At 72.3% G+C, this 25,220-nt stretch carries 24 protein-coding genes and 1 pseudogene; 9 read left to right on the top strand and 16 right to left on the bottom strand.

The features are described from left to right. The first annotated feature begins 153 nt into the window (after positions 1 to 153). A complete protein-coding gene (locus DVK44_RS33215; protein WP_114664323.1) occupies positions 154 to 1,686 on the top strand; it encodes a polysaccharide deacetylase family protein in 1,533 nt (510 codons plus the stop codon). Positions 1,687 to 1,766: 80 nt separating this feature from the next. Here the strand turns inward: DVK44_RS33215 and DVK44_RS33210 are convergent, their stop codons facing one another. The 13 genes from DVK44_RS33210 to DVK44_RS33150 all read right to left on the bottom strand — a co-directional run bounded on the left by DVK44_RS33210 (position 1,767) and on the right by DVK44_RS33150 (position 13,135). Then, positions 1,767 to 2,336: a hypothetical protein gene (locus DVK44_RS33210; RefSeq protein WP_114664322.1), complete on the bottom strand. Its 570-nt coding sequence runs from the start codon at positions 2,334 to 2,336 to the stop codon at positions 1,767 to 1,769. Continuing rightward, on the bottom strand, positions 2,333 to 3,721 hold the full coding sequence (locus DVK44_RS33205) for a hypothetical protein (protein ID WP_114664321.1): 1,389 nt from the start codon (positions 3,719 to 3,721) through the stop codon (positions 2,333 to 2,335). Before DVK44_RS33205 ends, DVK44_RS33210 begins: the two co-directional genes overlap by 4 nt. Further along, positions 3,718 to 4,551, bottom strand: coding sequence for an ABC transporter ATP-binding protein (locus DVK44_RS33200; RefSeq protein WP_114664320.1), 834 nt, complete (start codon positions 4,549 to 4,551; stop codon positions 3,718 to 3,720). Before DVK44_RS33200 ends, DVK44_RS33205 begins: the two co-directional genes overlap by 4 nt. Beyond that, complete coding sequence (locus DVK44_RS33195; RefSeq protein WP_114664319.1) at positions 4,548 to 5,393, bottom strand: zf-HC2 domain-containing protein; 846 nt, start codon at positions 5,391 to 5,393, stop codon at positions 4,548 to 4,550. The genes DVK44_RS33200 and DVK44_RS33195 overlap by 4 nt, the downstream gene beginning before the upstream one ends. After that, complete coding sequence (locus DVK44_RS33190; RefSeq protein WP_114664318.1) at positions 5,390 to 5,953, bottom strand: RNA polymerase sigma factor; 564 nt, start codon at positions 5,951 to 5,953, stop codon at positions 5,390 to 5,392. Before DVK44_RS33190 ends, DVK44_RS33195 begins: the two co-directional genes overlap by 4 nt. Positions 5,954 to 6,084: 131 nt before the next feature. Continuing rightward, positions 6,085 to 6,672, bottom strand: a complete 588-nt coding sequence (locus DVK44_RS33185; RefSeq protein WP_114664317.1) for a TetR/AcrR family transcriptional regulator — start codon at positions 6,670 to 6,672, stop codon at positions 6,085 to 6,087. Continuing rightward, positions 6,665 to 7,507, bottom strand: a complete 843-nt coding sequence (locus DVK44_RS33180; protein WP_114664316.1) for an alpha/beta fold hydrolase — start codon at positions 7,505 to 7,507, stop codon at positions 6,665 to 6,667. Before DVK44_RS33180 ends, DVK44_RS33185 begins: the two co-directional genes overlap by 8 nt. A gap of 81 nt (positions 7,508 to 7,588) precedes the next feature. Continuing rightward, positions 7,589 to 8,254 (bottom strand): GntR family transcriptional regulator, encoded by a 666-nt coding sequence (locus tag DVK44_RS33175; RefSeq protein ID WP_114664315.1) that lies wholly within the window; start codon positions 8,252 to 8,254, stop codon positions 7,589 to 7,591. Positions 8,255 to 8,315: 61 nt separating this feature from the next. Beyond that, positions 8,316 to 9,227, bottom strand: coding sequence for a sulfurtransferase (locus DVK44_RS33170; protein WP_114664314.1), 912 nt, complete (start codon positions 9,225 to 9,227; stop codon positions 8,316 to 8,318). Beyond that, positions 9,224 to 10,678 (bottom strand): LLM class flavin-dependent oxidoreductase, encoded by a 1,455-nt coding sequence (locus tag DVK44_RS33165; protein ID WP_228447472.1) that lies wholly within the window; start codon positions 10,676 to 10,678, stop codon positions 9,224 to 9,226. Before DVK44_RS33165 ends, DVK44_RS33170 begins: the two co-directional genes overlap by 4 nt. 160 nt (positions 10,679 to 10,838) lie before the next feature. After that, the gene (locus DVK44_RS33160) at positions 10,839 to 11,618 is read right to left on the bottom strand and encodes a hydroxyethylthiazole kinase (RefSeq protein WP_114664313.1); all 780 of its coding nucleotides are present in this window, start codon (positions 11,616 to 11,618) and stop codon (positions 10,839 to 10,841) included. A 257-nt stretch (positions 11,619 to 11,875) separates the two neighbouring features. After that, positions 11,876 to 12,502, bottom strand: coding sequence for a GNAT family N-acetyltransferase (locus DVK44_RS33155; protein ID WP_114664312.1), 627 nt, complete (start codon positions 12,500 to 12,502; stop codon positions 11,876 to 11,878). A 72-nt stretch (positions 12,503 to 12,574) separates the two neighbouring features. Continuing rightward, entirely contained in the window at positions 12,575 to 13,135 is a 561-nt protein-coding gene (locus DVK44_RS33150) for a TetR/AcrR family transcriptional regulator (protein WP_114664311.1), read from the bottom strand. A gap of 116 nt (positions 13,136 to 13,251) precedes the next feature. Between DVK44_RS33150 and DVK44_RS33145 the strand changes: the two genes are divergently transcribed. Both DVK44_RS33145 and DVK44_RS33140 read left to right on the top strand, forming a co-directional pair. Continuing rightward, on the top strand, positions 13,252 to 13,938 hold the full coding sequence (locus DVK44_RS33145) for an SDR family oxidoreductase (protein WP_114664310.1): 687 nt from the start codon (positions 13,252 to 13,254) through the stop codon (positions 13,936 to 13,938). Between the two features lie 59 nt (positions 13,939 to 13,997). Continuing rightward, the gene (locus tag DVK44_RS33140; protein WP_114664309.1) at positions 13,998 to 15,053 is read left to right on the top strand and encodes an aldo/keto reductase; all 1,056 of its coding nucleotides are present in this window, start codon (positions 13,998 to 14,000) and stop codon (positions 15,051 to 15,053) included. 54 nt (positions 15,054 to 15,107) lie between these two features. Here DVK44_RS33140 and lpdA read toward each other — a convergent pair whose 3' ends face one another. Next, positions 15,108 to 16,520, bottom strand: a complete 1,413-nt coding sequence (lpdA, locus tag DVK44_RS33135) for a dihydrolipoyl dehydrogenase (protein WP_114664308.1) — start codon at positions 16,518 to 16,520, stop codon at positions 15,108 to 15,110. An 84-nt stretch (positions 16,521 to 16,604) separates the two neighbouring features. On the opposite strand from lpdA, the gene DVK44_RS33130 reads away from it, so the two are divergent. From DVK44_RS33130 to DVK44_RS33120, 3 genes are all read left to right on the top strand, one after another. After that, positions 16,605 to 17,186, top strand: coding sequence for a TetR/AcrR family transcriptional regulator (locus DVK44_RS33130; protein ID WP_114664307.1), 582 nt, complete (start codon positions 16,605 to 16,607; stop codon positions 17,184 to 17,186). 89 nt (positions 17,187 to 17,275) lie between these two features. Continuing rightward, positions 17,276 to 18,292, top strand: coding sequence for an NADP-dependent oxidoreductase (locus tag DVK44_RS33125; RefSeq protein ID WP_114664306.1), 1,017 nt, complete (start codon positions 17,276 to 17,278; stop codon positions 18,290 to 18,292). 87 nt (positions 18,293 to 18,379) lie between these two features. Next, positions 18,380 to 18,988, top strand: coding sequence for a TetR/AcrR family transcriptional regulator (locus tag DVK44_RS33120; RefSeq protein WP_114664305.1), 609 nt, complete (start codon positions 18,380 to 18,382; stop codon positions 18,986 to 18,988). A 76-nt stretch (positions 18,989 to 19,064) separates the two neighbouring features. Here DVK44_RS33120 and DVK44_RS33115 read toward each other — a convergent pair whose 3' ends face one another. Further along, positions 19,065 to 19,931 (bottom strand): alpha/beta fold hydrolase, encoded by an 867-nt coding sequence (locus tag DVK44_RS33115; protein WP_114664304.1) that lies wholly within the window; start codon positions 19,929 to 19,931, stop codon positions 19,065 to 19,067. 181 nt (positions 19,932 to 20,112) lie between these two features. Here DVK44_RS33115 and DVK44_RS33110 point away from each other — a divergent pair, with 181 nt between their 5' ends. The 3 genes and pseudogenes from DVK44_RS33110 (at position 20,113) to metX (ending at position 24,021) form a co-directional block, all read left to right on the top strand. Beyond that, complete coding sequence (locus DVK44_RS33110) at positions 20,113 to 21,117, top strand: NADP-dependent oxidoreductase (RefSeq protein WP_114664303.1); 1,005 nt, start codon at positions 20,113 to 20,115, stop codon at positions 21,115 to 21,117. A 395-nt stretch (positions 21,118 to 21,512) separates the two neighbouring features. Beyond that, a pseudogene (locus DVK44_RS33105) lies at positions 21,513 to 22,873 on the top strand (bifunctional o-acetylhomoserine/o-acetylserine sulfhydrylase). Next, positions 22,870 to 24,021 (top strand): homoserine O-acetyltransferase MetX, encoded by a 1,152-nt coding sequence (metX, locus tag DVK44_RS33100; RefSeq protein ID WP_114665598.1) that lies wholly within the window; start codon positions 22,870 to 22,872, stop codon positions 24,019 to 24,021. The pseudogene DVK44_RS33105 and the gene metX overlap by 4 nt, the downstream one beginning before the upstream one ends. Before the next feature lie 67 nt (positions 24,022 to 24,088). Here metX and DVK44_RS33095 read toward each other — a convergent pair whose 3' ends face one another. Further along, positions 24,089 to 25,216 carry an LLM class flavin-dependent oxidoreductase gene (locus DVK44_RS33095; protein WP_114664302.1) on the bottom strand — a complete coding sequence of 376 codons (1,128 nt, stop codon included), beginning with the start codon at positions 25,214 to 25,216 and terminating at the stop codon, positions 24,089 to 24,091. Positions 25,217 to 25,220 lie beyond the last annotated feature (4 nt).

The following is a 25,220-nucleotide window of genomic DNA, read 5'->3' as shown; positions in this document are numbered from 1 at the left end:
CCCCCGCCCGCGGCCCCGGATGCCGTATCGTTCAACTCTTCGGCGGCTTGAACCAGTTCCGGACTTCCGTCGTCTATTCAGTTGAGTACTGATACGGAAATGTGGGACGCCCAGGCGATGTCCCCGACAGAACCCCCGAGGGGACCCTTGCCCATGCGACAGCCACTGGCTGCCCTGATCACCCTGACCACCCTGCTCGCCGTCACCGCGTGCAGCGCGGACGACACGTCGGACGGCTCCGCCAAGGACTCCGGCGGCGCGAAGGCCGGAGCCGACAGCTCCCCGGTGGATCCCGCGCGGATACCCGGCCTGCGTCTCGCCAACGACAGCAGCGAGGGCGGTTCCTGTCGCTGGGCCACCAGTTACCCGGTGATCCCGGGGGCGGACGCCCTGACGGCGGCGCTCAAGGCGTATGTGGAGAAGCAGCGCGACAGCTACCTGGAGAACCGCAAGGAACTGGACGGCGACGGGTCGGCCTGTGCCGACGGCGCGTCGGGGGGCGGCTCCGGGGCCGCCGAGGGGGGCCATGAGCTGAACGTCAGCTTCTCGTTCCTCGCCGCGTCGGCCGATGTCGTCGGCCTGCGGCTCACCCGCTTCGAGGGCGGCGGCGCGGGCAGCGGGCTCAGCGACACCACCATGTGGTTCGACGGCAGCACCGGCAAGGTCATGCCCGCCCTCGCCCTGATCAGCAGCAAGAAGGCCGATCTGCTCCAGTTCGCCGCAGCGGTCAAGGACTCGCTCAAGGACCGTGAAGGGGTCACCCCCGAGCTGCTGGCCAAGGCGCTGGTCGCGTCCGGCGGCTCCGGCCCCGACAGTCTCTCCTTCACCCCGGAGGGTGACCTCCAGGTCGCCTTCAACGCCGGTACGGTCGGCCCGCCGGCCGCGGGCGTGGTGACCGCGGAGGTGCCCTCCGGGGAAATACAGCCGATGCTCTCCGACTTCGGCGGCCGGGTGTGGGAGCAGATCCTCGACCCGGGCAAGGAACTCACCCTCGACGGCGGCCCGCCCAAGGGGTCGGAGGTCGGCGCGCCGGGCGGGGGCGGCACCGCGCCGAAGCGCTCCGTCGACTGTCTCGCGGTCAAGTGTGTGGCCCTGACCTTCGACGACGGTCCCGGCCAGTACACCGAGGAACTCCTGAAGCACCTGGCCGAGTACAACGCCCGCGCGACGTTCTTCCTGGTCGGCCGGAACGCGGAGCTTCAGCCCGGTGTGGTGAAGGAGCTGGTCGCCGGCGGTCACGAGCTGGGCAGCCACAGCTGGGAGCACCGTGACCTCAGCAAGATGTCCGCCGGTGAGGTACGGGCCGACCTGGACCGTACGGACGCCGCCATCAACAAGATCACCGGCTCCGACCCCACCGTCATGCGCCCGCCCTACGGAGCGCACAACGCGACCGTCGACGGGGCGACCGAGCTTCCGATGATCCTCTGGTCCGTCGACACCGAGGACTGGAAGTACCACGACAGCGCCAAGGTCTCGACGACGGTGACCTCCACGGTCAGGCCCGGGGGCATCGTCCTGATGCACGACATCCACGCCACCTCGGTGGCGGCGGTGCCGGGCATGCTGGAGAAGCTGAAGGCCGACGGGTACGAGTTCGTGACGGTCTCCGAGCTGTACGGACCCGACGGCCCGAAGGCCGGTACGGCGCTCACCGAGCGCCAGGACGCGTTCGGACGCAACTGAGTCACCGCGCAGCGGCGGCATCGGACCGGCCGATGCCGCCAACGGCGCGGGTTCGGACGGACGTTGACGCCCGGCGGGGTTCACTGCCGTCGCGGGCCCGCGACGGCGTAGGCCGCGGTGCCGGCGACCGTCAGGGTCAGGGCCGTCCAGGTGCCCGCCGGTGTGCCGGGCGGCAGCAGCATCCAGGCCGCCACCTGCGACGGCACACCCGTCGGCGGCGGCGCGAAGAACGTGTACGAGAGCCAGCCGAACGGCAGTGTCCAGGCGTACGGGGCGCCCGCGAGCGCCGCGCCCAGGGCGGCCAGGCCCATCAGGCCCGCGCTGTCCCGGACGATGAACGCGGCCGTGCCCAGCGGCTCGCCCAGGGCCTGCACCGCCAGCAGCACCGCGGCGACGACCGCGCCGGCGAGCAGGACGTGCGCCGCTCTGCGGGGCACCCAGGGGATCGCGGCCGTCCGGTCCAGCGCGAGATCCTGCCCGCCGAGCCCGGCCGAGGCGGCCATCGCCCCCATCGCGAGGACGAGCACGGTCATCTGCGGCCCCGCGCCCCCGTCCCCGGCGAGCGCCCACACCGCCACCGCGCTGATCAGCACCGCGGCGAGCGACGCGGGGACCTGGCGCGACCGCGCGTACAGCGTCAGCCATCTCACCGGGACGCACCGCCCTTCAGCGCGTCGAGCACCGTGTCCTGGCAGGCGTGCGCGGCGTCGCGCATCGCGTTGACGCGGGAGAGCTGCTCGGCCCGCGGCAGCGCCCTCAGCTCCTCCCACACCGGGCGGGCCTTCGCGACCGCGTCGACCTCGGCGTAGAGGGAACCGCCGAGAGGCTTGAGGTCCCCGAGGACCCAGCCCACCGCGGCGGTCTGCGCCGTGATGTCGTCATAGCCGGCCGTGGCACCGCGGCCGAAGGGGGAACATCCCGGCACCATGCTGGTGGCGATCAGGGCCCGGGTCAGCTCCTCGCCGCCCGCGCCGGTGATCAACTCGTCGTCGAAGCCGAAGAGTACGGTCTCGCGGGGCCACCGCGGGGTGGTGCCGTCCGGGGCGGCGGTGTCCTCGTGGACGGAGACCGGCGCCCGGCCGCCGAGGGCGCCGCGCAGCAGGCGCAGTGCCTTCTCACCGGGATCGGCGATGTCGGCGAGCCGCCCCTGATGCGCCCTCGCCACACACACCGGGCCGTCGCAGACCAGCTCCGCGGCGGCCTTGTCGGCGACGTACATCCGGTTCGGGTCGGTGGGCAGCACCACCAGGGCGAGCAGCGCGCCCGCCACGAGGGGGGTCAGGGCGAGCAGCCGGGTGCGCGGGCGCGCGGCGACCAGCAGCGCGAGGCCGGTCGCGGCCATGCCGAGCAGCCAGAGCGTCTGCCCGAGGTGTACGGAGGCGGAGAGCGTGACGAACACGTCGCGCACCTCCTGTGCGGCCGGTGACAGCAGCGAGAAGGTGTTGGGCTCCACACGTTCGAAGCCGGTCCGCGGGTCCCTACGGGTCGACGCCATGTGGGTGAGGGTGGTGAACACGAAGGCGGTCATGGCCAGTGCGGGCGGGGTGAGTACGGACGGCAGCGCGCGCCCGGCTCCCATGCCGAGCACGGCTCCCGCGGCCAGGGCGAGCGCCCCCACCAGCGAGATCGGCAGCCAGCCGAGGTGGGTGTACTCGGTCTTGGCGAGCACCTGCGCCCCGCCCTGGAGGACGAGGAGCGCGAAGGCCGCGACCAGCGCCGCCGCCGTCGTGCCCGCCGAGACCGCCGCGCGGTGCCACGCGGGCCGCGGGGTGCTCATCAGCAGCTCCGACACCTTCGAGCGGTGGTCGCGCAGCCCCTGGAGCGCCCCGAGGCCGACGGCCAGCGGCCACAGATAGCTCAGCAGGCCGCGGGTCCACAGGGCCAGGGAGGTCCACTGGGCCGTCCAGGCGGTGACGCCCCAGCCGGTCCCGGCGCCCAGCAGGTACAGGAACGCCAGGGCCGTGGCCAGGACCGCGGCGCCGGCCCACAGGGCGACGGAGCGCTTCAGTTCGGTACGCAGCACACGGAGGTTCACCAGGAGCCCCCCGCCCGGTCGGGGCTCCGCAGCAGCGCCGAGTAGCCGCGTTCGAGGGGGCTGTCGCCCACGTGCTCGGGGGTGCCGGCCGCGGCGAGTTCGTCCGGGGTGCCCTGGAAGACCAGCCGCCCCTCGTCGAAGAGGACCACGTCGGTGCAGGCCGCGGCGACGTCTTCCACCAGATGGGTCGAGACAAGCACGCAGGTGTCCCTGCCGACTTCCTGGAGCAGTTCACGGAAGCGCAGCCGCTGCGCCGGGTCCAGGCCGACGGTCGGCTCGTCCAGCAGCAGGACGGTGGGGTCGTTGACGATGGCCTGGGCGATGCCGACCCGGCGCACCATGCCGCCCGAGAGGGCCTTCATCCTCTCGTCGGCGCGGTCCGCCAGCCCGACCCGCTCGACGGCGCGCTGCACCGCCGCGGGGATGTCCGCCTTGGGCACCTCCTTGAGCCACGCCATGTACTCGACGAACTCGCGTACCGTGAAGCGCTTGTAGTAGCCGAACTCCTGGGGCAGGTAGCCGATACGGCGGCGCAGCGCGCGGTGTTCGGAGGCGCCGCCCACGGTCTCGCCGAGTATGTCGAGGGTGCCTTCGGTGGGCCGGAGTACGGTGGCCAGCGTCCGGATGAGGGTGGTCTTGCCCGCCCCGTTGGGGCCGAGGAGTCCGTGGACTCCGGTGCCCAGCGACAGATCGAGGCCGTTGACGGCCATCCGTTTCCGCCCGACCCTGACCTTCAGTCCGGTGGCCCGGATCTCCCAGGCGTAGGGCGTGGGCGCGATGTCGGCCGCGTTCGCCGCGGAGGTCATGTGGGGTTCCTTCCCAAGGGTCATCGATGGGCCTTCAGCACGGAGTAGGCGCCTTTGCGGGCGATCACGACGGCGGTGCCGAGCGCGAGGACCAGGGCCCACGCGGGCAGTGCGTCGGTCCCCAGGGCGGCGGACGTGTGGCGGGTGGCCAGGGTCGGCGCGACGACCACGACGGCCCACGCCGCGGCCAGTGCGGCGGCGGCGCGGGTCACCCCGACGACCCCGCCGAGCGCGAGGGTCGCCGCGGTGAAGGCCAGGCAGGGCAGCAGCCACTGCGCCACCATGATCCCCGTGGCCCATCCGCCCACGAACAGCGCGGGGACGACAACGCCGAGCACGGACGCGGTGCGCCGCAGCACCAGCTGGAGCCCGGCCCTGGGCGCCGAGGCGGTCAGTTCGTACGCCGGGTCCAGACCGCGCGACCAGGACACCGCGACGCCGAGCACGGGCAGGACCGGTGCGAGGAGCAGTACCCACGACACCTCGCCCGAGCCGAGGCCGAAGCCGGGGCCCGCGCCGGATCCCGTACCGGCCAGGTCGAGCAGCAGGGCCAGCAGTGTCATGCCGAAGACCATGGCCAGCCACGGCACCATCGTGGGCGTCATCCACCGCGACAGCCACGCCGGCCGGCGGCGGCGCGGCATCGTGGCCGTGTCCGCCAGCCGGGGTTCGAGGCCGGACCACACGGTGCCGACCAGCGAGGCCACGGCGGGGGCCTCGGTGACGACCGCGGCGGACAGCCGGTCCCGGCACACCCGGCACTCCACCAAGTGGGCTTCCACGGCCCACACTTCGTCGGCGGCGAGGTCCGCGCCACCGCTCGCGTAGCCCTCGATGATCCGCGTCGACGCGTGTTCCCCACTCATGTCAGCGCACTCCGCATCATGATCCGGGCCCGGCGGGCACGGGTCTTGACCGTGCCCTCGGGCAGCCCGAGCAGGACCGAGGTCTCGCGGACGGACAGTCCGTCGAGCACCATGGCCTGCAGTACCTGTCTCAACTCCGGTGCGAGGCGCCGCAGCGCGTCCCCGACCTCGCCGCCGACGGTCGTCGCGAGCGCCAGCTCCTCGGCGGCGGGCGCCGATTCGGGCGTGGCGGCGGCCGGCGGCGGCTTCGCGTGGTGGGCGCGGCGCCGGAACGCGTCGATCAGGCGGCGCGCCGCGATCGTCCATATCCAGCCGACGGCCGTCCCGCCGACCGCGGCCCCGCCGAACGCGCCCGCCGCGCGCCACACCGCCAGATAGGTCTCCTGCATGACCTCGGCGACGATCTGCTCGTCGGCACAGCGGCGGCGCAGCCGTACCGCCATCCACGGCGACGTACGCCGGTACAGCTCCTCGAAAGCCGCTCGGTCGCCCTTGGCCACGAGCCGGACGAGGCGTTCCTCGTCCAGCTCGTGCAGCGGCGCTCTTCTGAGTGATCTCACGCCTGCCAGACGTCCGGGCCGGACCAGGGGTTTGCGCGATCCCGTGATCCCCGTCACACGCGGCGCCGACGCGTCCGGTACGGCTCCGGTCCCGGCACGCGGGCCACCGTCGGACGAAGGGGCCGGTCGGACTACGGGTGCCGGGTGGGGGCGGACGACATGGCGCGCAGGCCCCGGTCGGCGAAGGTGATCAGCCACTCGAAGCTCGCGTCGATGTCGGTGCTCCACTGGAAGGCGTGGGCCGACTGAAGGGTGGCGAAGCCGTGGCAGAGGCTGCGGAGCATGCGCAGGGCGTGGTCCACGTCGGTCTCCGCGATCTCGTAACCGCGCAGGACCGCCATGAACGCGCCGAGCAGCCGCTGTCCCGCGGCGGCCAGCGGGTCGTCGGGGCCGTGCGGTTCCACGCCGACCGTCGCGGCGTACCGGCCGGGGTGCGCCAGCACGAAGGCGCGGAAGGCGCGGGCCGCGGCGGCCAGGGCGTCGCGGCCCGCGTAGCCCTGGACCGCGCCGCCGACGGCGTCGGCTGCCTCGGTCAGCGCCAGGGCGGCGATGCGCCGGTTGAGGTCTTCCTGACCGCCGACGTGTTTGTAGAGGGACGGGGTACGGACGCCGACGCGCTCGGCCAGCAGACTCATCGTCAGACGGTCGAAACCCACCTCGTCGGCGAGGGCGGCGCCGGCCGCGACGACGGCCGCCGGGGCAAGTCCGGCCCTAGGCACGGGCGGTGTCCGGCCGGAGGAAAGCGAGCATGAGCGACACCACCTGGTCGGGGAACTGGTCGTGCGGGTAGTGACCCGCGCCCTCGATCATCTCAAGGCGGCCGAGGCCGGCGGGCAGCGCCTCGACGACCGCCGTTCCCTCGGCGTGCGGGTCGGCCCAGTCGGGGTCGAGCGTGCCCATCACAACGAGGACCGGGCAGCGGACGTCACCGAGCCGCTCGCCGGCGTCGGTCGGGGCGCTGCCGCCCATGCCCCGCAGGGCCTTCATCCGGCCCGGCTCGCGCAGCAGGGCGTCGACGCGGCCGAGCCGCTCGGCCCAGTCGGCCGGCTTCGCGCCGGGGTAGGCCACGTCGAGGTACGAGCGCCAGAGCGGCACACTGCCGAGCACGCCCGCGCCGATCAGCCGCGGCATGGCCCGCCGGAAGCGCTTCACGCGCAGGTCGCCGAGGCGTATCGACTGCTTGCGGGTGAACGGAGCCAGCTCGACGACGGAGGTGACCAGCGAGGGTTTCCGGGCCGCGGCGATGGTGGCGGCGCCGCCGGAGATGGAGTGGCCGACGAGCACGGCCGGGCCGCCCAGGTGGCGGATCACGGCGAGCAGGTCGCCGGCGAGGGCGGTACGGCTCCAGGCCGGCCAGTCGGTGCTGGACTCGCCGCAGCCGCGCAGATCGACCGCGGCGACCCGGTGGCCCGCCGCCACCAGCGGCGGGATCAGAGCGCGGTACGCGGCCCGGCTGTCGCCCATGCCGTGCGCGAGCACGATCAGCGGGCCGGACCCCGCGACCTCGTACGCGATCGTGCCGTTGTCGACGGCGAGGAACTCGGTCCGGGCCATGGCATCCCCCTTCAAGGTGTGGCTAACTTCATTAGCTAAAAGCTAACGCCATTAACCACACCTGTCAACGCCCGTCCCCGGTCAGCTGTCCGTGCCCCGCTCCGGCGGTCGCGTCCGGTCCGCGCGCACCCGCTGCCGTATCCGCCGGTCCCGGTCGTGTCCGTGGTGGGCGAGCATGGCGACGCGGGCCGCCTCGGCGTCCTGGGCGCGGATCGCCTCCGTGACGGTGCGGTGTTCGGCGAAGGCGGCGGTGAAGGTGTCGGGGGCGGCGGGAGTGCGCCAGGGCGCGCTGGTCTTCACCTGCGCGTCGAGCGTGTGCAGAAAGGCGACGACGGTCCCGTTGCGGGCCGCCCGGCGTACGGTGTCGTGCCAGTCGTTCAGGCTCCGCCGGATCTCCGCGGGATCGTCCAGGGACTCGGCGTGTTCGAGGAGGACGTCCAGCCGGGCCAGCTCGACCGGGCCCCGGCGCAGCGCCGCCGACTCGGCGGCCGTGGCGTCCAGCACCGCCTGGATCTGGAAGAGTTCGAGCATCTCGTCGTCCGACCGCGGGCGCAGCGCGAACCCGCGCCGGGTGGGCACCAGCAGCCCGTCCCGCTCCAGCAGGGCCAGGGCCTCGCGCACCGGGGTGCGCGAGACGGCGAACTCCTCGCTCAGCGCGAGCGGTACGAGCGAGGCGTCCGGTGGGTAGTACCCGGAGGTCAGCCGCTTCCTCAGTTCGTCGTGGATCGTGTCCCGTGTGCTCTTCATCCGCTTCCTCGTCGTCGGTCCGCGGGCCGGGACCGATCATGCCCGATCCGTGGGCGGCGCGTCACGGCCGTCCGGCCTCCTCCTGGCCGGTCACCAGGGGCAGTTCGGGGTGGGCGCGCCACTCGCTGAGGGAGCCGTCGTAGAGGACGACGTCGTCGATGCCGATCTCGTGCAGGGCGAGGGCGAGCCCGGCCGCGTTGACCGCTCCGCCGCAGTAGAGCACCGTACCGTCGCCCCGCCGCAGTCCGTGCTCCCGCGCGAGGCGGGCGGTGCGGACGGGGTCGAGCGTGTGGTGGGGACCGAGGAGGTCGGCGTAGGGCAGGTTGGTGGTCCGGGGGATGTGCCCGGAGCGGGGACGGGCGGGGTCGCCCGCGTACTCCGTGCGGCGCAGGGCGCAGACGGCCGGGGTGGCGTCGCCGCCGTCGGCGACGCGCCGCATCCGGGCGAGGTCCGTGAAGTGCGGACGGGCCGGGCGCGCGACGACATCACCGGGCGGGGGCGCCGCCCGGCGCCCCCGGGCGACCGGCAGTCCGGCCGCCTCCCAGGCGGTGAGCCCGCCGTTGAGGACCCGCACCCGGGTGATGCCCGCCGACCGCAGCACCCACCACACCCGGGCGGCCCACGCTCCGGTGAGGCGGTCGTGGACGACGACGGTGGAGTCGCGGCCGATGCCCAGTTCGCTCGCGTAGGCGGCGACGCGGTCGGGGGACGGGCAGGTGAAGGGAAAGGGGGCCGAGGGGTCGGAGAAGCCCGCGATCAGGTCGGCGAAATGGGCGCCCGGGATACGGCGTTCCAGATGTCCGGCGAGACCGTCGACGAAGACGGTGGTCCCGTCTGGGCCGGTCCGCCGGTCCACACTGGCATCGAGGAGTACGACATCGTCCTGGTGCCGGCGCAGCCACTCCACACCGACGAGGGCGGAGCCGGACGCGGGATCCGCGGAGGCGCCGGGATCGGCGCCGGGGCCGGTCATGTACGGTCTCCCGCGGCCGACCGGGCGCGGTGGTGCCACTCGCCCCGGGCGGGACGGGCGAGCCCCAGGTTGTCGCGCAGGGTGCCGCCGGTGTAGGCGGTGCGCACCAGACCGCGGCGGCGCAGCTCGGGCACGACGTGGTCGGCGAACTCCTCGAAGGCCGCGGGCACATGGGTGGCCTGGATCATGAAGCCGTCGGCCGCTCCGGCGTCCAGCCACTGTTCCATCGTGTCGGCGATGTCCGCGGCCGAGCCGATCATGCCGCCCTCGGTACGGGCGCCGTACCAGCGGCCGATCTCGCGCACACTGAGCTTCTCGCGCTCGGCGAACTCGACCACCTCGCGGTAGTGGCCCTCCACACCGACCTCCGCCAGGGAGGGCAGCGGGCCGTCGAGGTCGTAGCGGGTGAGGTCCACGTTGACGTGGTAGGCCAGCCGCGACAACCCGGCCTCCGGATGGACGAGTTCGGCGAACGCCTCGTGCTTGGCGAGCGCGTCCTTCACATCCGTGCCCACCACGGGCGTCGCGGCGGGGAGCACCTTGAGCTGACCGGGGTCCCGGCCGTGCGCGGCGGCGCGGGCCCTCAGATCGGTGGCGAAGGCGACCGCCGACTCCAGCGACTCGTGACTACAGAAAACGACGTCCGCCCAGCGGGCAGCGAAGTCCCGGCCGGCCGGGGAGGCGCCGGCCTGGATGATCACCGGATAGCCCTGGGGCGGCCGGGGCACGCTCAACGGCCCCCGTACGGCGAAGCGTTCGCCCCGGTGCTCGACGGCGCGCACCCGCTCGGGCCGGCCGTAGACACCGCTCTCCTTGTCGGCCACGACCGCGTCGTCCGCCCAGCTGTCCCAGAGCTGGGCGGTGACCTCCAGGAACTCCTCCGCCCGGTCGTAGCGGGCCTGCCGGTCGGGCAGTCTGTCCTGGCCGAAGTTCTGGGCCTCCGCGTCCTGGAAGCTGGTGACCACGTTCCAGCCGGCCCGGCCGCCGACGAGATGGTCCAGGGTGGCCATGCCGCGGGCGACGTGGAACGGCTCCTGGTAGCCGGTGGACACGGTGGCGGCGACACCGAGGTGCTCCGTCGCGGCGGCCATCAGGGTGATGACCGGCAGCGGGTCCAGGCGCGGGGTGCCCGTACCCCAGGTGACCGCGGGGTCGAAGGAGTCGCCGAGGCTGCGGGGCACGGCCAGTGAGTCGGGGACGAACGCCATGTCGAAGCCGGCGTCCTCCAGGACCCGGGCGATACGGGTGTAGTGGGCGGCCGTGAGGAAGCCGTCACCGGCGTCGGGATGACGCCAGCCGGAGGTCCCCTGGGGGCCCGCGTTGAGGAAGGCCGCGAGGTGCAGCCGGGGCGCGGGGTGCGGATCGCCGGTGTGCGGTGTGTCGGTGTGTGGTGCGTCGGCGTCAGGTGTGTCGGTGTGCGGTGTGTCGGTGTGCGGTGTGTCGGTCGTCAAGAGGTGCTCCCGGGAAGGGATGGTGCCGTCTGATCCGGTGCTGTGTGACCCGGTGCGTGCGGTGTGATCCGGTGCTGTGTGACCCGGTGCGTGCGGTGTGATCCGGTGCTGTGTGACCCGGTGCGTGCGGTGTGATCCGGTGTGCCGGCGGTGGGCCGGGTCAGACCGCGAGCAGGGACAGCTCGTCGACCAGGGCGACGGCGAAGGAGCCGGTACCGGTGGTCCGGGCGCCGGCCCGTTCGGCGGCGACGGCGTACGCGGCGTGCGCGACCGCGGTGGCGGTCAGCGCGTCCGGCACGACGGCGAGCGCGCCCGCGATCAGCGCCCCGAGGCTGCATCCGGCGCCGGTCACCTGGGTCAGCCGGACATCACCGCCGGGCACGGCGACCGTACGGGTGCCGTCGGTGAGGTAGTCGGTGGGGCCGCTGACGGCGACGACGGCGCCGGTACGCCGGGCCAGCTCCTCGGCGGCGCCGACGGCGTCCGCGGAGGAGAGGGTGGTCTCCACTCCCCTGCCGGTGCTGTCACCGCCCGCGAGGGCGGTCAGTTCGCTGGCGTTGCCGCGGATGACGGTGGGGCGGTGGTCGAGGAGGGAGGCGACGAACGCGTCGTACTCGACGGCTCCCGCGCCCACCGCCACCGGGTCCAGCACCCACCGGGTCCCCGCCGCCCGGGCCGCGCGGGCCGCCGCGGTCACCGGTTCGGCGGGGTTGCTGATGAGCGCGGCCGTGTTGATCCACACGGCACCGGCGCCCGCCGGGAAGACGGTGGGGAAGTCGGCCGCGGCGCCGATGGCGGGGCCCGCGCCGACGGCGAGCAGCACATTGGCGCTGAGGTTGGCGGCGACGTAGTTGGTGAGGCCGTAGACGAACGGGGAACCGGCGCGGATGGCCGCGATTCCCCCGGCGACAGCCGGGTCTTCGTAGGTGATCTCTTCCACGGTGGCACGTCTCCAAGGCGTAGGAGGAAGGCGGGAAATGAGGCGGCGGGAGGGGAGGACGCCGACGTCATGACGCGCGGTGTATGCAACTGTATGCAGCTGCCTCCGGGGATCTCCAAGCCCTGACGGACTCATTTCACGAAGCCGCAACAACCGCCCTGGGACGCAGGGCGGGCCGCTCGGGCGGGCCGTGGTGTGCCGGAGAAGCGGGGCGGCGCGAGGTCCGCCCCGCAGTCATCGGCCCGGGCGCCCGTGCCTCACACGGTGCCCGTGGTGGCGCGCCCGAGATAGGTCAGGGGGCCCGGGTCACGCACCGGGATCACCTCGAAGCCCACCCGGTCGTAGAACGCCCTGGCCGGGGTGTTGGCCGTGACCATCCCCAGATGGACGGCGGGGACGCCCTTGCCGGCGAGCGCGTCGAGGAACCGCGCCATCAACGCGCGCCCGAATCCGGCGCGCTGGTGTCCGGGCAGCAGATCGATGTGGAGATGGGCGGGGTACGGGGCCAGCTCGGGCACCAGCATGCGTTCGGGGCTGTGCAGGAGTACGGCCATGATGTCGGCCGGGGTGCTCGGCGGCCCGGCCGGGGCCGGATAGCGCTCCGCGACGGTGGGCAGCCACTCCGTACGGAAGCGTTCCACGAACAGTCCGGTGTCCGCGGTCCCGACGATATAGCCGACGGGCCGGCCGGCACCGTCGTCGACGACAAAGGCCAGATCGGGTTCGAGTGCCGCATACGGACCGGCGAAGACGCTGGGCAGCAGCCCGTGGTCCTCGTACAAGTGGCGCGCGTCGCCGCCCTCTTCACCCGTGCGTATACAGATGTCGTACATGTCCTGCTGGTCCGTCGCGCGGTACGGACGCACGAAGGGCTGACTGGTCATCGGGAACGGCCTTCCTTCTCTCTCGGTTCGCCTCGCTCGTCAGGGAGTTGAGGCGAACACAGCAGAGCCCGGTCAGCCTGATTCCGTCAATGCCTCGCGCGCCGCGTCGAGGATCTCCTCGGAGAGCGGGGAGCCCTTGGTCGCCCGGGACAGGACGAGCGCGCCGAGCATCGTGCAGAGCCGGGCGATTCCGTCCTGGTCCTCGGTGGCCAGCCACTCGGCGAATTCGCCCACTCCTTCCGTGTACGTACGGCGGGCGTCGCCCTCTCCGGGTTCGCGCGCCATGTCGGTGACGAGCCCGGCGACGGGACAGCCGTCCGCCGCGCTGTCGCGGTGCTGGACGGAGAGATAGGTACCGATCAGCGCCTGCTGGGCCGCGTCCCGCTGCCCGGCGTGCCGCGCCAGTCCGTCCTGGTAGAGCCGGCCGAACTCGCCGAAGGCGTGGGCGGTGGCCTCGTCGACGAGCGCCTCCTTGGAGGCGAACTGCTTGTAGAAGCCGCCATGGGTCAGACCGGCGGCCTTCATGAGGTCGGCGACGCTGACCTGGGTGCCCTGCTCCCGGAACAGCCGGGAGGCGGTGTGCACGACCCGCCGGCGGTTCTCCTCGGCCTGCGCCTGCGATACGCGGCCCATGGCCACCTCCCGATTGATTGCGTTTGACATCTATCGTAGACCAGGGTTTAGATTGTGTTCGTAATCTAATAGGCCGGGGCTCCACCGGGCGCCCCGCCCCGACGCTGGGAGTGGACATGGAACTGAAGGACGCGGTCGCGGTGGTCACCGGTGCCAACCGGGGGCTCGGACGCCATCTGGCCGCCCAGCTCGTGGAGCGCGGCGCGAAGGTCTACGCGACGGCCCGCCGGCCCGAGACGGTCGACATACCGGGCGTCGTACCGCTGCTGCTCGACGTGACGGACGAGGAGTCGATCCGGGCCGCGGCACACACCGCGTCCGACGCGACACTGCTGGTGAACAACGCGGGCATCTCCACCTTCACACCGCTGATCGCGGGCGGCCTGGACGCGGTGCGCCAGGAGATGGAGACGAACTACTTCGGTCCGCTCCACGTGACACGGGCCTTCGCCCCCGTCATCGAGGGCAACGGCGGCGGCGCCGTGCTCAACATCCTGTCCGTCCTGTCCTGGCTGCACCCCGCCGGCCTCGGCTCGTACGCCGCCGCCAAGGCCGCCGCATGGGCGCTGACCGACGCGACCCGGGAGGAGCTGGCGCCCCGCGGTATCGCCGTCTCGGCGCTGCACGTCGGCTACATGGACACCGACATGGCCGCGGAAGCGCCCGCCGACCAGAAGGCCGACCCCGCGGAGGTCGCCGCGCAGGCGCTGCACGGCATCGAGACGGGCCTGCCCGAGATCCTCGCCGACGAGACCACCCGGTACGTCAAGCAGAGCCTGACCACGTCGCCGATCACGGTCTGAGCGTCCCCCTCACTTCTTCCCCTTACCCCGTTATCGATCTCCTGGAGAAAGGACCTCCGATGCGTTACACGACCTTCGGGCACCTGACCGGACTGCGGGTGTCCGAGTACGCGCTCGGCACGGCGAACTTCGGCACCGGCTGGGGCGCCGGTGCCGAGCCGGACGAGGCGCGCCGTATCTTCGACCGGTTCGCCGAAGCGGGCGGCACCTTCCTCGACACCGCCGACGCCTACCAGTTCGGCGAGTCGGAGGAGCTGACGGGCAAGTTCATCGCCGCCGACCGCGACCACTTCGTCCTGGCCACCAAGTTCACCCTCGGTGCCGCGCCGCAGCCGAGCATCTCCAGGACGGGCAACAGCCGCAAGAACATGGTGACTTCGGTGGAGGCCAGCCTGAAGCGCCTGGGCACCGACTCCATCGATCTGCTCTGGGTGCACTTCCCCGACGAGCTGACCCCCATCGAGGAGATTCTGCGCGGACTGGACGACCTCGTCAGCTCCGGCAAGATCCACCACATCGGGCTGTCCAACTTCCCCGCCTGGCGGGTCTCCCGGGCCGTGGCCCTCGCGGAGCTGAGGAACTGGGCGCCCGTCGTGGGCATCCAGAACGAGTACAGCCTGGTCGAGCGGTCCGCCGACCGCGAACTGCTGCCGATGGCCGAGAGCCTCGGACTGGGCGCCGCCCTGTGGTCCCCGCTCGGCGGCGGGCTGCTGACGGGCAAGTACCGGCGCGGCACCGAGGGGCGGCTGAGCGACCTGGGGGCGGTCATCCACACGGAGAGCACCGACCAGAAGACCTCCGTCGTCGACGCCGTGCTGGCCGTCGCCGAGGAGAGCGGCGCGACGCCCGCGCAGGTGGCGGTGGCCTGGGTACGGGAGCGCGCCGCCCGGTCCACGACCCCGCTCGTCCCGATCATCGGGCCGCGCGGTCTCGCCCAGCTCGACAGCTACCTCGGCGCGCTCGACGTCCAGCTGTCTCCCGAGCAGTTCGCCCGGCTGTCGGACGTCAGCGCGATACCGCTCGGAGTTCCCCACGAGGCGATCGCCGCCTCCCTGGGCGGCATCCAGGGAGGCGACCCCGGCGTCGTCGACCGGCCGTCCGCGCCGGTGGCCTGACACCGCAGAAACCGGCCGCGAGCCTCGCGACACACGGCGAGGCCCGCGGCCCCGCTACATGTTGATCATGTGGCCCGCGAGGCCGTGGACGGCCTCCTTGACCGCCTCGCCCAGGGTGGGGTGGGCATGGACATTGCGCGCGACCTCGTGGACCGTGAGGTCCCACTGCTGGGCGAGCGTCAGTTCGGGAAGCAGTTCGGTGACGTCCGGGCCGATGAGATGGGCGCCGACGATCTCGCCGTGCTCCGCGTCGCTGATCAGCTTCACGAAGCCGGTCGCGTCGCCCAGGCCGTGGGCCTTGGCGTTCGCGGTGAACGGGAACTTCGCGACGCGGACGTCGTACCCCCGCTCCTTCGCCTGTGCCTCGGTGTAGCCGAAGCTGGCGATCTGCGGCTGGCAGAAGGTGGCGCGCGGGATCATCGCGTAGTCCAGCTCCATCGTCTCGGCGTCCGCGATCGTCTCGGCGGCGATCACCCCCATCGCCTCGGCGGCGTGCGCGAGCATCAGCTTCGCGGTGACATCGCCGATGGCGTAGAGGTGCGGTACGGACGTACGGCAGCGGCCGTCGACGTCGATGGCGCCGCGCTCGGTGACGCGCACACCGGTGTTCTCCAGGCCGTAACCGGTGACGTTCGGGGCGAAGCCGATCGCCTGGAGCACCTTGTCGGCCTCCAGGACCCGCTGCGCGCCGTCCTTGCCGGTGACGGTGACGCGCACCCGCGGGCCGGACTCGTCGATGGACTCGACGCGGGTCGAGGTGAGGACGTCGATGCCGAGTCTCCGGTACTGCTTGGCCAGTTCGGCGGAGACCTCGGCGTCCTCCAGCGGGGCGACGCGGTCGAGGAACTCGACGATGGTGACCTTCACCCCGTAGTTGTGCAGGACGTACGCGAACTCGACGCCGATGGCCCCGGCGCCTGCGATCACCAGGGAGTCCGGCAGGTCGTCGGAGAGGATCTGCTCCTCGAACGTGACCACCCGGGAGGTGCGGCGGGTACCGGGCAGCAGCTTGGGAGTCGCACCGGTGGCGATGACGCAGTGGTCGAAGCCGACGGTGCGGGTGTTGCCGTCGTAGTCCGCCACCTGGAGGGTGTGCGGGTCGAGGAAGGTCCCGCGGCCGTTGATCTCCGTGATCCCGTTCTTCTTCATCAGGTAGTGGACGCCCTTGACCCGGCCGTCCGCGACCTTCCGGCTGCGGCGGAACGCCTCCCCGTAGTCGAAGGAGATCTGCCCGTCGACCTTGATGCCGAACGTCTTCGCCTCGCGTGTGAAGATGTGCGCCAGTTCGGCGTTGCGCAGCAGGGCCTTGGTGGGGATGCAGCCCACGTTCAGACAGACGCCGCCCCAGTACCGCTCCTCCACCACCGCGACGCGTTTGCCCAGCTGGGCGGCGCGAATGGCGGCGACATAGCCACCGGGGCCCGCGCCGAGTACCACGACGTCGAAGTGCTCGCCCTGCTCGTCCATGGACGGTTCCTTTTCTCGGCTCTCCCGGTCGGGACCGGAAGCGGCCATTCACAGTAGACAGACCTGTCTGTTAGCCTATACCGCATGAGCACCGCTCCCAAGCGACCCCCGGCCCGGGACCGCATACTCGACACCGCCTGCGAGCTGTTCTACACCCATGGCATCCACGCCGTGGGGGTGGACCGGCTGATCGCGGAGTCGGGAGTGGCCAAGGCCACGCTCTACAAGCAGTTCCCCAGCAAGGACGACGTGGTCGCCGCGTATCTGCGCCGCATGGACGACCGCTGGCGGCGCCTGCTGCGCTCGGCCGCGCTCGCGGCCGGGGACGATCCGCGCGAGCAGCTCTTCGGCCTCTTCGTCGCGCTGGAGCGCGCGGCCCGGGATGCCACCCTGGGTTGCGCGTTCATCAACGCGGCGGCGGAGTACGCCCCGGGCAGCACACCGCACACCATCACCGCCGACCACAAGCGCTCGGTCCGCGAGTGGGTGCGCGGCCTGGCCGCCGAGGCCGGCGCCACGGATCCCGGCACCCTCGCGTTCCAGCTCACCGTCCTTATCGACGGCACCCTGGCCGCGACCCATGTCGGGCAGGCGGACGAGGCCGCCGCGGCTGCCAAGCGGGCGGCACGCGCCCTGATCGACGCGGCCTGCCCGGCACCGGCCTGACCCACCGACCCTCCCCCGCCCGTCCTGTCCGATCCGTATTTTCAGTAGACAGACCTTTCTGTACACCTCCTTGAAGGGACTTGATCCATATGTCCGAGCAGACCCTGCCCACGACCGCGCGCGCCTGGCACCTGGACGCCCGCCCGAACGGCCGGCCCGTACCGTCCGACTTCTCCCTTCGGGAGATCGACCTCCCCGCGCCCGGCCCGGGGCAGCTCCTCGTCACCAACGAGTACCTCTCGGTCGACCCCTATATGCGCGGCCGGATGAGCGACAAGAAGTCCTACATCGAGCCGTACGAGGTCGGCGCGCCGCTGGACGGCGCGGCGGTCGGCCGGGTCCTGGTGTCCCGCGCGGAGGGCTTCGCGCCCGGTGACCATGTGGTGCACGTCCTGGGCTGGCGCGACCACGCCGTCGTCGACGCGGCCGGCGCCCAGAAGGTGGACCCCGCCCTGGCGCCGCTCACCGCGTATCTGGGGGTGCTAGGCGTCACGGGTCTCACCGCGTACATCGGCCTCGAACGGTTCGCGAAGGTCAAGGACGGCGACACGGTCTTCGTCTCCGGCGCGGCGGGCGCCGTCGGCTCCGTGGCCGGACAGATCGCCAGGCTGAAGGGCGCGGGGCGGGTGATCGGCAGCGCGGGCTCGGACGAGAAGGTCAAGCTGCTGACCGAGGAGTACGGCTACGACGCGGCCTTCAACTACCGGAACGGGCCGGTCGCGGAGCAGCTCGCCCTGGCCGCGCCGGACGGCATCGACGTCTTCTTCGACAATGTCGGCGGCGAACATCTGGAGGCGGCCATCGGCGCGCTCAGGCTGCACGCGCGGATCGTGCTGTCCGGAATGGTCTCCCAGTACAACGACGAGAAGGTCGTCGGTCCGCGCAACCTGTGGAACCTGGCCGTCACCCGCTCGGACATCCTCTCCTTCATGTTCAGCGAGGAACTCGACCTCCAGCCGGACTTCGTCCGCGAGGTCGGCGGCTGGCTCGCCGAGGGCAGGCTCCACCACCGCGAGACGGTGCGGCACGGGCTCGACGGCGCCCTGGACGCCTTCCTCGCGCTCATGCGGGGCGAGAACGTCGGAAAAATGATCGTGAAGCTCTGAGTCCGCGCCGACGGACCCGTACCCAGGGGTGCTCTGCCGCACACACGGCAGAGCACCCCTGTAATATTACGATCGTCAGACCATACCATGGGCTGGGATGTACGGCGACGGACGGGAGGAGAGTCGGTGCGTTACGCCAGGGAACACAAGCAGGTGACACGGCGCCGGATCATCGAGAAGGCCGGCAGCCGGTTCAAGCGGGACGGCATCGACGGCTCCGGTATCTCCGCGCTCATGGCGGACGCCGGGCTCACCAACGGCGCCTTCTACGCCCACTTCGCGTCCAAGGACGACCTCGTCGCGCAGGTCGTGGCCGAGGAACTGCGCACACAGGCGGCGAACTACAGCACGCTGCGGCCCGGCCGCCAGGGCCTTGAGGACCTCGTACGGGAGTATCTGTCGCCCGAGCACCGGGACCACCCCGGCGCCGGATGCCCGTCCGCCGCCCTGCTCGACGAGATCACCCGCTGCGGGGACGCCGCCAAGCGGGCGTACACCGAGGGTGCGCGAGACATCGTCGACGAGATGGCCGCCCGGCTGGCGCCCGGGGATCCGGGCTCCGCGCGCGGCCGGGCCATCGGCCTCTTCACCCTGCTGGTGGGGACGCTCCAGCTGTCCCGCGCCCTCGCCGACCCCGCGTTCGCCGACGAGGTCCTCGAACGGGGCATCGAGAACGCCCTCGCCGTCATGGACTGACAGGGAGGGCGCTCTTTCTCGGTCCGCTTCCGGCTGCCGGTAGCCGGCTGCCGGATAACGGGCCACCGGCTTCCGGCTACCGCGCGAGGAACTCGACAGCCGTCGGCACGAACCGCTCGTGGAACTGGAAGATGCCGCCATGACCGGCGTCCGGATACAGCACCAGCTCGGCGTTCGGCAGGCGCCGCGCCAGATCGGCCGAGTTCTTCGACGGGACCATCCGGTCGCTCTCACCGTTCGCGACCAGCGCGGGCTGGTGGATGACGGAGAGATCCTCGGGCCGCGCCAGCCCCCACCGGTGGATCGCCTTCAGCTGGGCGTTGTACGAGGCGAGCGAGATCGCCTTGTCCCGGCCCTGCGTACGCTCCTTGAGCCGGGCCAGGAACTCCTTGCCGGCCCTGCGTCCGTTGGCGGTGCGCGTGAAGAAGAGGAACTGCTTCGGGTCCTGGAGCGTGAACAGCGCCCGGGCGGTGTCCAGATGGGACAGCCGGGTCACATTCCTGATGCCCTCGCCACTGGCGGGACCGGTGCCCGTGAGGATCAGCCTGCGGACCAGCTCCGGCTCGGTGCGCGCGATCACCTGGGCGATCATGCCGCCCATCGAGAAGCCGTGAAGATCCACCCGCGCCAGGCCGAGCGCGCGGATGAACGTGACGGCGTCCGCCGCCATCGCCTCGATGGTGCGCGGCGTCGCACCGGTCGACGCGCCCACCCCTCTGTTGTCGAACGTGATGACGCGCCGCCCGGCGGCGATCCCGTCGACCACCCGCGGATCCCAGTTGTCCAGGACCGCGGCGAGGTGGGTGAGGAAGACCACCGGGACCTCGGACCGCGGACCCAGCTCGCGGTAGGCGAAGGTCACGCCTCCGGCGGTGATGGTGCGGGTCGGCGCGTCCTTGTAGGACGTCACCACGTTGTCTCGTACTTCCTGTGAATCGTTCACGGTCGTGCCCTTCGAGAGTGGGGGGTTCTCATTAGAGTATGACCGTAATCTAAAAGGCCCGCAAGCGGACACGCGCAGGGCGAGCCCGCTTGCGGGTCGCGAGAGGGAGAATTAAGATTACGGTCATAATCTAATGAGCCTCGGGGCCCGGATGCCTTGGGTCCGGATACGGAGACGGACGATGAAGACCTTCATGATCGAGCGGTACGGCGACCCGGCGGGCGTGCGCGCCGGTGAGGCGGCCGAGCCGCCGGTGGGCGCCGACGACGTCCTGGTCAGGATCCACGCGGCGAGCGTCAACCCGCTGGACCTCAGGATCCGCGACGGCGACTTCAAGGCGATCCTGCCGTACCGTCTCCCGCTCGTCCTGGGCAACGACCTCGCCGGGGTGGTCGTCGGGGTGGGCGCGTCCGTCACCCGGTTCGCGGTGGGCGACGAGGTGTACGCGCGGCCGGACAAGGACCGTATCGGCACCTTCGCCGAACGCATCGCCGTCCACCAGGACGATGTGGCGGCCAAGCCGGCGACACTCACCATGGCGGAGGCCGCGTCCCTGCCGCTGGTCGCCCTCACCGCGTGGCAGGCGCTGGTCGAGCGGGCGCGGGTGCGGCCGGGCCAGAAGGTCCTGATCCACGCGGGCGCCGGCGGTGTCGGCACGATCGCCGTGCAGCTGGCGAAGCACCTGGGCGCGTACGTGGCGGCCACCGCGAGCACCGCCAAGACCGACCTGGTGAAGGGGCTCGGCGCGGACCTTGTCATCGACTACAAGCGGCAGGATTTCGCGACGGTCCTCGACGGCTACGACGTCGTCCTGGACACCCTCGGCGGCGAGACACTCGAAAAGTCCCTGCGGGTGCTCAGGCCCGGCGGCACCGTCATCAGTGTCGCGGGCCCGCCCGACCCGGCGTTCGCCCGTGAGCTGGGCGCGAACGCGGTCCTCCGGCTGGCGATGAGCGCGCTGAGCTTGCGGACCCGGCGCCGCGCCGCACGCCGGGGCGTGACGTACTCGTTCCTGTTCATGAAGGCCGACGGCGACCAACTGCGCGCGCTCGCACGGCTCGTGGACGCCGGGAGGATCCGTCCCGTCGTCGACCGGGTCTTCCCGTTCGAGGAGACGCGGGAGGCGCTGGAGTACGTGGAGCAGGGCCGCGCGAAGGCCGGCAAGGCCGTCGTCACGATGGTGTGAGCCGCTCCCCCGCCCGGAGGGACGGACGGCCGGGTGGGGCGGGGCGTGGGAGCGGGGCGTGGGACGGGGTGTCCCGATGGGTGAGACCGGCTCTGGTACTCCGTGACCTTCTGTGGTTACCTGACCGCATGACCGTGCTCGTGACCCGCCGCCACGTCGACTACGTGCGTGTCACCACCACGGGTTGTTCCGCCGTGAGCTGACGCTCCGCTCCGGCATTCGCTCACCCGTCACATCTCGCGCGTCTCTCGCGCCTCTCTCCGCACGGCTCTGTCCGCCGCCCCGCGCCGCCCTGCTCTGTCTCGGCATCCCGCGCGGGCCCGGCGCACAGCCCTGCGGTGTCTTCACGGATCCTCTCCGCACCTCCGCACGCGCACGCCGCACAAGGGAGAACCATGAGCCAGCCCATCGACTCCGTCACCGCGGGCCACACCCCCGAGGAGAGCCCCACGGGCCCCGACACCTCGGCCTGGTCGTTCGAGACCAAGCAGATCCACGCCGGTGCCGTGCCGGACCCGACGACCGGGGCACGGGCGGTGCCGATCTACCAGACCAGCTCGTTCGTCTTCCGTGACACCCAGCACGCCGCCGACCTGTTCTCGCTGGCCGAGCCCGGAAACATCTACACCCGGATCCACAACCCCACCCAGGATGTCTTCGAGCAGCGCGTCGCCGCGCTCGAAGGCGGTGTCGCCGCTGTGGCCCTGGCCTCCGGGCAGGCCGCGGAGACCCTCGCCATCCTGACGCTCGCGTCCGCCGGTGACCATCTCGTGGCCGGCGCGTCCCTGTACGGCGGCACGTTCAACCTCTTCCGCCACACACTGCCCAAGTTCGGCATCGAGGTGTCGTTCGTCGACGACCCGGACGACCTCGACGCCTGGCGGGCCGCGATCCGGCCCAACACCAAGGCCCTGTTCGCCGAGACGCTCGGCAATCCGCGCGGCAATGTGCTCGACGTACGGGCGGTGGCGGATGTCGCGCACGAGGCGGGTGTCCCGCTGATCGTCGACAACACCGTGCCGACCCCGTATCTGCTGCGGCCCCTCGAACACGGCGCCGATATCGTCGTCCACTCCGCGACCAAGTTCCTCGGCGGCCACGGCACCACCATCGCCGGTGTCGTCGTCGACGGCGGCACCTTCGACTTCGGCGCGCACCCCGAGCGCTTCCCCGACTTCAGCGAACCGGACCCCAGTTACCACGGTCTGCGGTACTGGCCCGCGCTCGGGCCGGGCGCCTTCGCCGTCAAGCTCCGTGTCCAGCTGCTGCGCGACCTCGGCCCGGCCATCGCGCCCCACTCCGCGTTCCTGCTCCTCCAGGGCGTGGAGACGCTCAGCCTGCGGATCGAACGGCACTCCGCCAACGCCCAGGCGCTCGCCGAATGGCTGGAGGGGCGCGACGAGGTCGCCGCCGTCCACTACCCGGGACTCGCGTCCAGCCGGTGGTACGCGGCGGGGCAGCGCTATCTCCCGCGCGGCGCGGGCGCGGTGCTGGCCTTCGAGCTGCGGGACGGGTCGAGGCGGGGAAGCGGTTCGTGGACGCCGTCGAGCTGTTCAGCCATCTCGCCAACATCGGGGACGTACGCAGCCTGATCATCCATCCGGCGTCCACCACCCACAGCCAGCTGGACGAGGCGCAGTTGGCGGTGACCGGCACCTCGCCCGGTCTGGTGCGCCTGTCGGTCGGCATCGAGAACCTCGCCGATCTCAAGGCCGATCTGGAGGCCGGGTTCCGCGCGGCCAAGGGCGCGTCCTGAACACCGCGCCGACGCCGTACGCGGTCCCCCTCCCGCCGGCCTCCGGGGCCTGGCGGGAGGGGGATCCGTCCGGGCACCGCCGGTGGCACACCCGCCGGACGCCGCTCGCGCTGGAGGCCGGAGGTGAACTCCCCGGTGTGCGGCTGGCGTTCGAGACCTGGGGCCGGCTCGCGCCGGACCGCTCCAACGCCGTGCTGGTGCCGCACGCGCTCACCGGCGACAGCCATGCCGCCGGACCCGCGGGCCCCGGCCATCCCTCCCCCGGCTGGTGGGACGGGCTCATCGGCGCCGGGCGGGCCCTGGACACCGACCGCTGGTTCGTCGTCGCGCCGAATGTGCTCGGCGGCTGCCAGGGCAGCACGGGGCCGTCCTCGGCCCGCCCGGACGGGCGGCGCTGGGGCGGCGCCTTCCCGTTCCTGACCCAGCGCGACCAGGTCGCCGCGGAGGCCGGACTCGCCGACGAACTGGGCATCGAACGCTGGGCGTTGGTGGCCGGCGGCTCCATGGGCGGGATGCGCGCCCTGGAGTGGGCCGTGACCTATCCGGAGCGGACGGACGCGCTGCTGCTGCTCGCCACCGCGGCGGCGGCGAGCGCCGAGCAGATCGCCTGGGCGAGCGCCCAGCTCCACGCCATCCGCGCGGACCCGTACTGGCGCGGCGGCGACTACCACGACGCCGGGCCGGGGCGCGGCCCGCACACGGGGCTCGGGCTGGCCCGGCGCCTCGCCCATGTCACGTACCGCAGCGAGCCGGAGCTGGCGGTCCGCTTCGGCCGGCGGCCGCAGGGCGCGGAGGACCCGTGGCACGGGGGCCGCTACCAGGTCGAGTCGTATCTCGACCACCACGCGGCCAAGCTGGTGCGCCGGTTCGACGCGGGCAGCTATGTGACGCTGGCGGAGGCCATGAACAGCCATGACATCGGCCGCGGCCGTGGTGGTACGCGCGCGGCCCTGCGCCGGGTGACCGCGCGTACCCTCGTCGCCGGGGTCGGCTCCGACCGCCTCTACCCGCCGTCCCAGCAGGCGGAGCTGGCCGCCGGGATCCCCGCCGCGGACGGTGTCCGGCCGATCGACTCCCCCTACGGTCACGACGGGTTCCTGATCGAGACGGAGCAGGTCGCCGCGCTCGTCCGCGAACTCCTCGGCTAGGGCCTGTATGGGGTGGTGAGCCCCGCCGAAGGGACCGGCGCCGGGATTCCCCGGCGCCGGTGCCCGTTCATCTCGCGCGCCACTCCCGCGCCAGCAGCTCGTAGGACCGCACCCGGTCCGCGTGGCCGTGGGTGATGGTGGTGATCAGCAACTCGTCGGCGCCGGTGGCCTCCTGGAGCTGGGCCAGCCGGTCGGCGACCCGCCCCGGGGAGCCGACGAACTGGGTGTCCAGACGGTCCTGGACCAGCTCCCGGTCCTCGTCGGACCAGACGTGGGCGCGCGCCTCGTCGGGTGTGGGGAAGGGGATCGCGCCCTCGGCCGTACGGATGCCGCGGACCCACAGGCCATAGCCGGTGGCGAGTTCGCGGGCGGTCTCGTCGTCCTCGGCGACCACGACGTCCGCGGACACACTGACATACGGCTTGCCCAGGGTGCCGGAGGGCCGGAACGCGGCGCGGTAACCCTCCGCCGCCTCCAGTACCGTCGCCGGGCTGACGTGGTAATTCGCCGCGAACCGCAGCCCGTTGGCGCCCGCCGTCGCGGCGCTCTCGCCACCGCTGCTGCCCAGGATCCAGAGCTCGACATCGGCGCCCTCGCCCGGTACGGCATGGGCCTCGACGCCGTCCGCGGAGCGGTACGTACCCGCGAGCAGCGCCAGGATGTCGTCGATCTGCTCTCCGTACGGCTGTGACTCGGCGTTCGGCAGCAGGAGCAGTTTCCGCTGGAGCGCGATGCGCGGGGAGCCGAGCAGCTTCGCGAAGGAGAACGGGGGCGGGATACGCAGACCGCCCGGGGTGCGGCCGTCGACCACGGGTGTCACGGACGGCGGCGGGGTGGCGGGGGCGCCGGGCGGCCGGCCGCCGGAGCGGCCGAGGCCCAGATCGAGGCGGCCGGGGTGCAGCGCGTCGATCAGGCCGAACTCCTCGACCGTGGACAGGGCGGTACGGTGGCCGAGCTGTACGGCGCCGGAGCCGAGCCGGATGGTCGAGGTCGCGGCGGCGGTCAGGGCGAGGACGACCGCGGGTGAGGTGCCGGCCACACCGGGGTTGAGGTGGTGCTCGGCGTACCAGTAGCGGGCGTAACCGAACCTCTCTGCCTGCTGGGCCAGGTCGATGGAGTTGCGCAGCGCCTCGGCGGCGGTGGAGCCGGACGCGATCGGGACCAGATCGAGGACGCCGAGCGGGATGTCGGACATGTAC

The organism is Streptomyces paludis (assembly GCF_003344965.1).
Lineage (GTDB): Bacteria > Actinomycetota > Actinomycetes > Streptomycetales > Streptomycetaceae > Streptomyces > Streptomyces paludis.
Note: the sequence above shows the minus strand (reverse complement) of the source record. Positions and strands in the feature narration are given on the sequence as shown.

What these genes read in the sequence shown, in the direction of transcription:
- DVK44_RS33120 (WP_114664305.1), top strand. Translation starts at nt 18,380, where the DNA reads ATGGGCTGGGATGTACGGCGACGGACGGGAGGAGAGTCGGTGCGTTAC.
- DVK44_RS33175 (WP_114664315.1), bottom strand. Translation starts at nt 8,254, where the DNA reads ATGAAGAGCACACGGGACACGATCCACGACGAACTGAGGAAGCGGCTG.
- DVK44_RS33180 (WP_114664316.1), bottom strand. Translation starts at nt 7,507, where the DNA reads ATGGCCCGGACCGAGTTCCTCGCCGTCGACAACGGCACGATCGCGTAC.
- DVK44_RS33170 (WP_114664314.1), bottom strand. Translation starts at nt 9,227, where the DNA reads ATGACCGGCCCCGGCGCCGATCCCGGCGCCTCCGCGGATCCCGCGTCC.
- lpdA (WP_114664308.1), bottom strand. Translation starts at nt 16,520, where the DNA reads ATGGACGAGCAGGGCGAGCACTTCGACGTCGTGGTACTCGGCGCGGGC.
- DVK44_RS33130 (WP_114664307.1), top strand. Translation starts at nt 16,605, where the DNA reads ATGAGCACCGCTCCCAAGCGACCCCCGGCCCGGGACCGCATACTCGAC.
- DVK44_RS33200 (WP_114664320.1), bottom strand. Translation starts at nt 4,551, where the DNA reads ATGACCCTTGGGAAGGAACCCCACATGACCTCCGCGGCGAACGCGGCC.
- DVK44_RS33145 (WP_114664310.1), top strand. Translation starts at nt 13,252, where the DNA reads ATGGAACTGAAGGACGCGGTCGCGGTGGTCACCGGTGCCAACCGGGGG.
- DVK44_RS33215 (WP_114664323.1), top strand. Translation starts at nt 154, where the DNA reads ATGCGACAGCCACTGGCTGCCCTGATCACCCTGACCACCCTGCTCGCC.
- DVK44_RS33140 (WP_114664309.1), top strand. Translation starts at nt 13,998, where the DNA reads ATGCGTTACACGACCTTCGGGCACCTGACCGGACTGCGGGTGTCCGAG.
- DVK44_RS33110 (WP_114664303.1), top strand. Translation starts at nt 20,113, where the DNA reads ATGAAGACCTTCATGATCGAGCGGTACGGCGACCCGGCGGGCGTGCGC.
- DVK44_RS33195 (WP_114664319.1), bottom strand. Translation starts at nt 5,393, where the DNA reads ATGAGTGGGGAACACGCGTCGACGCGGATCATCGAGGGCTACGCGAGC.
- DVK44_RS33125 (WP_114664306.1), top strand. Translation starts at nt 17,276, where the DNA reads ATGTCCGAGCAGACCCTGCCCACGACCGCGCGCGCCTGGCACCTGGAC.
- DVK44_RS33095 (WP_114664302.1), bottom strand. Translation starts at nt 25,216, where the DNA reads ATGTCCGACATCCCGCTCGGCGTCCTCGATCTGGTCCCGATCGCGTCC.
- DVK44_RS33155 (WP_114664312.1), bottom strand. Translation starts at nt 12,502, where the DNA reads ATGACCAGTCAGCCCTTCGTGCGTCCGTACCGCGCGACGGACCAGCAG.
- DVK44_RS33150 (WP_114664311.1), bottom strand. Translation starts at nt 13,135, where the DNA reads ATGGGCCGCGTATCGCAGGCGCAGGCCGAGGAGAACCGCCGGCGGGTC.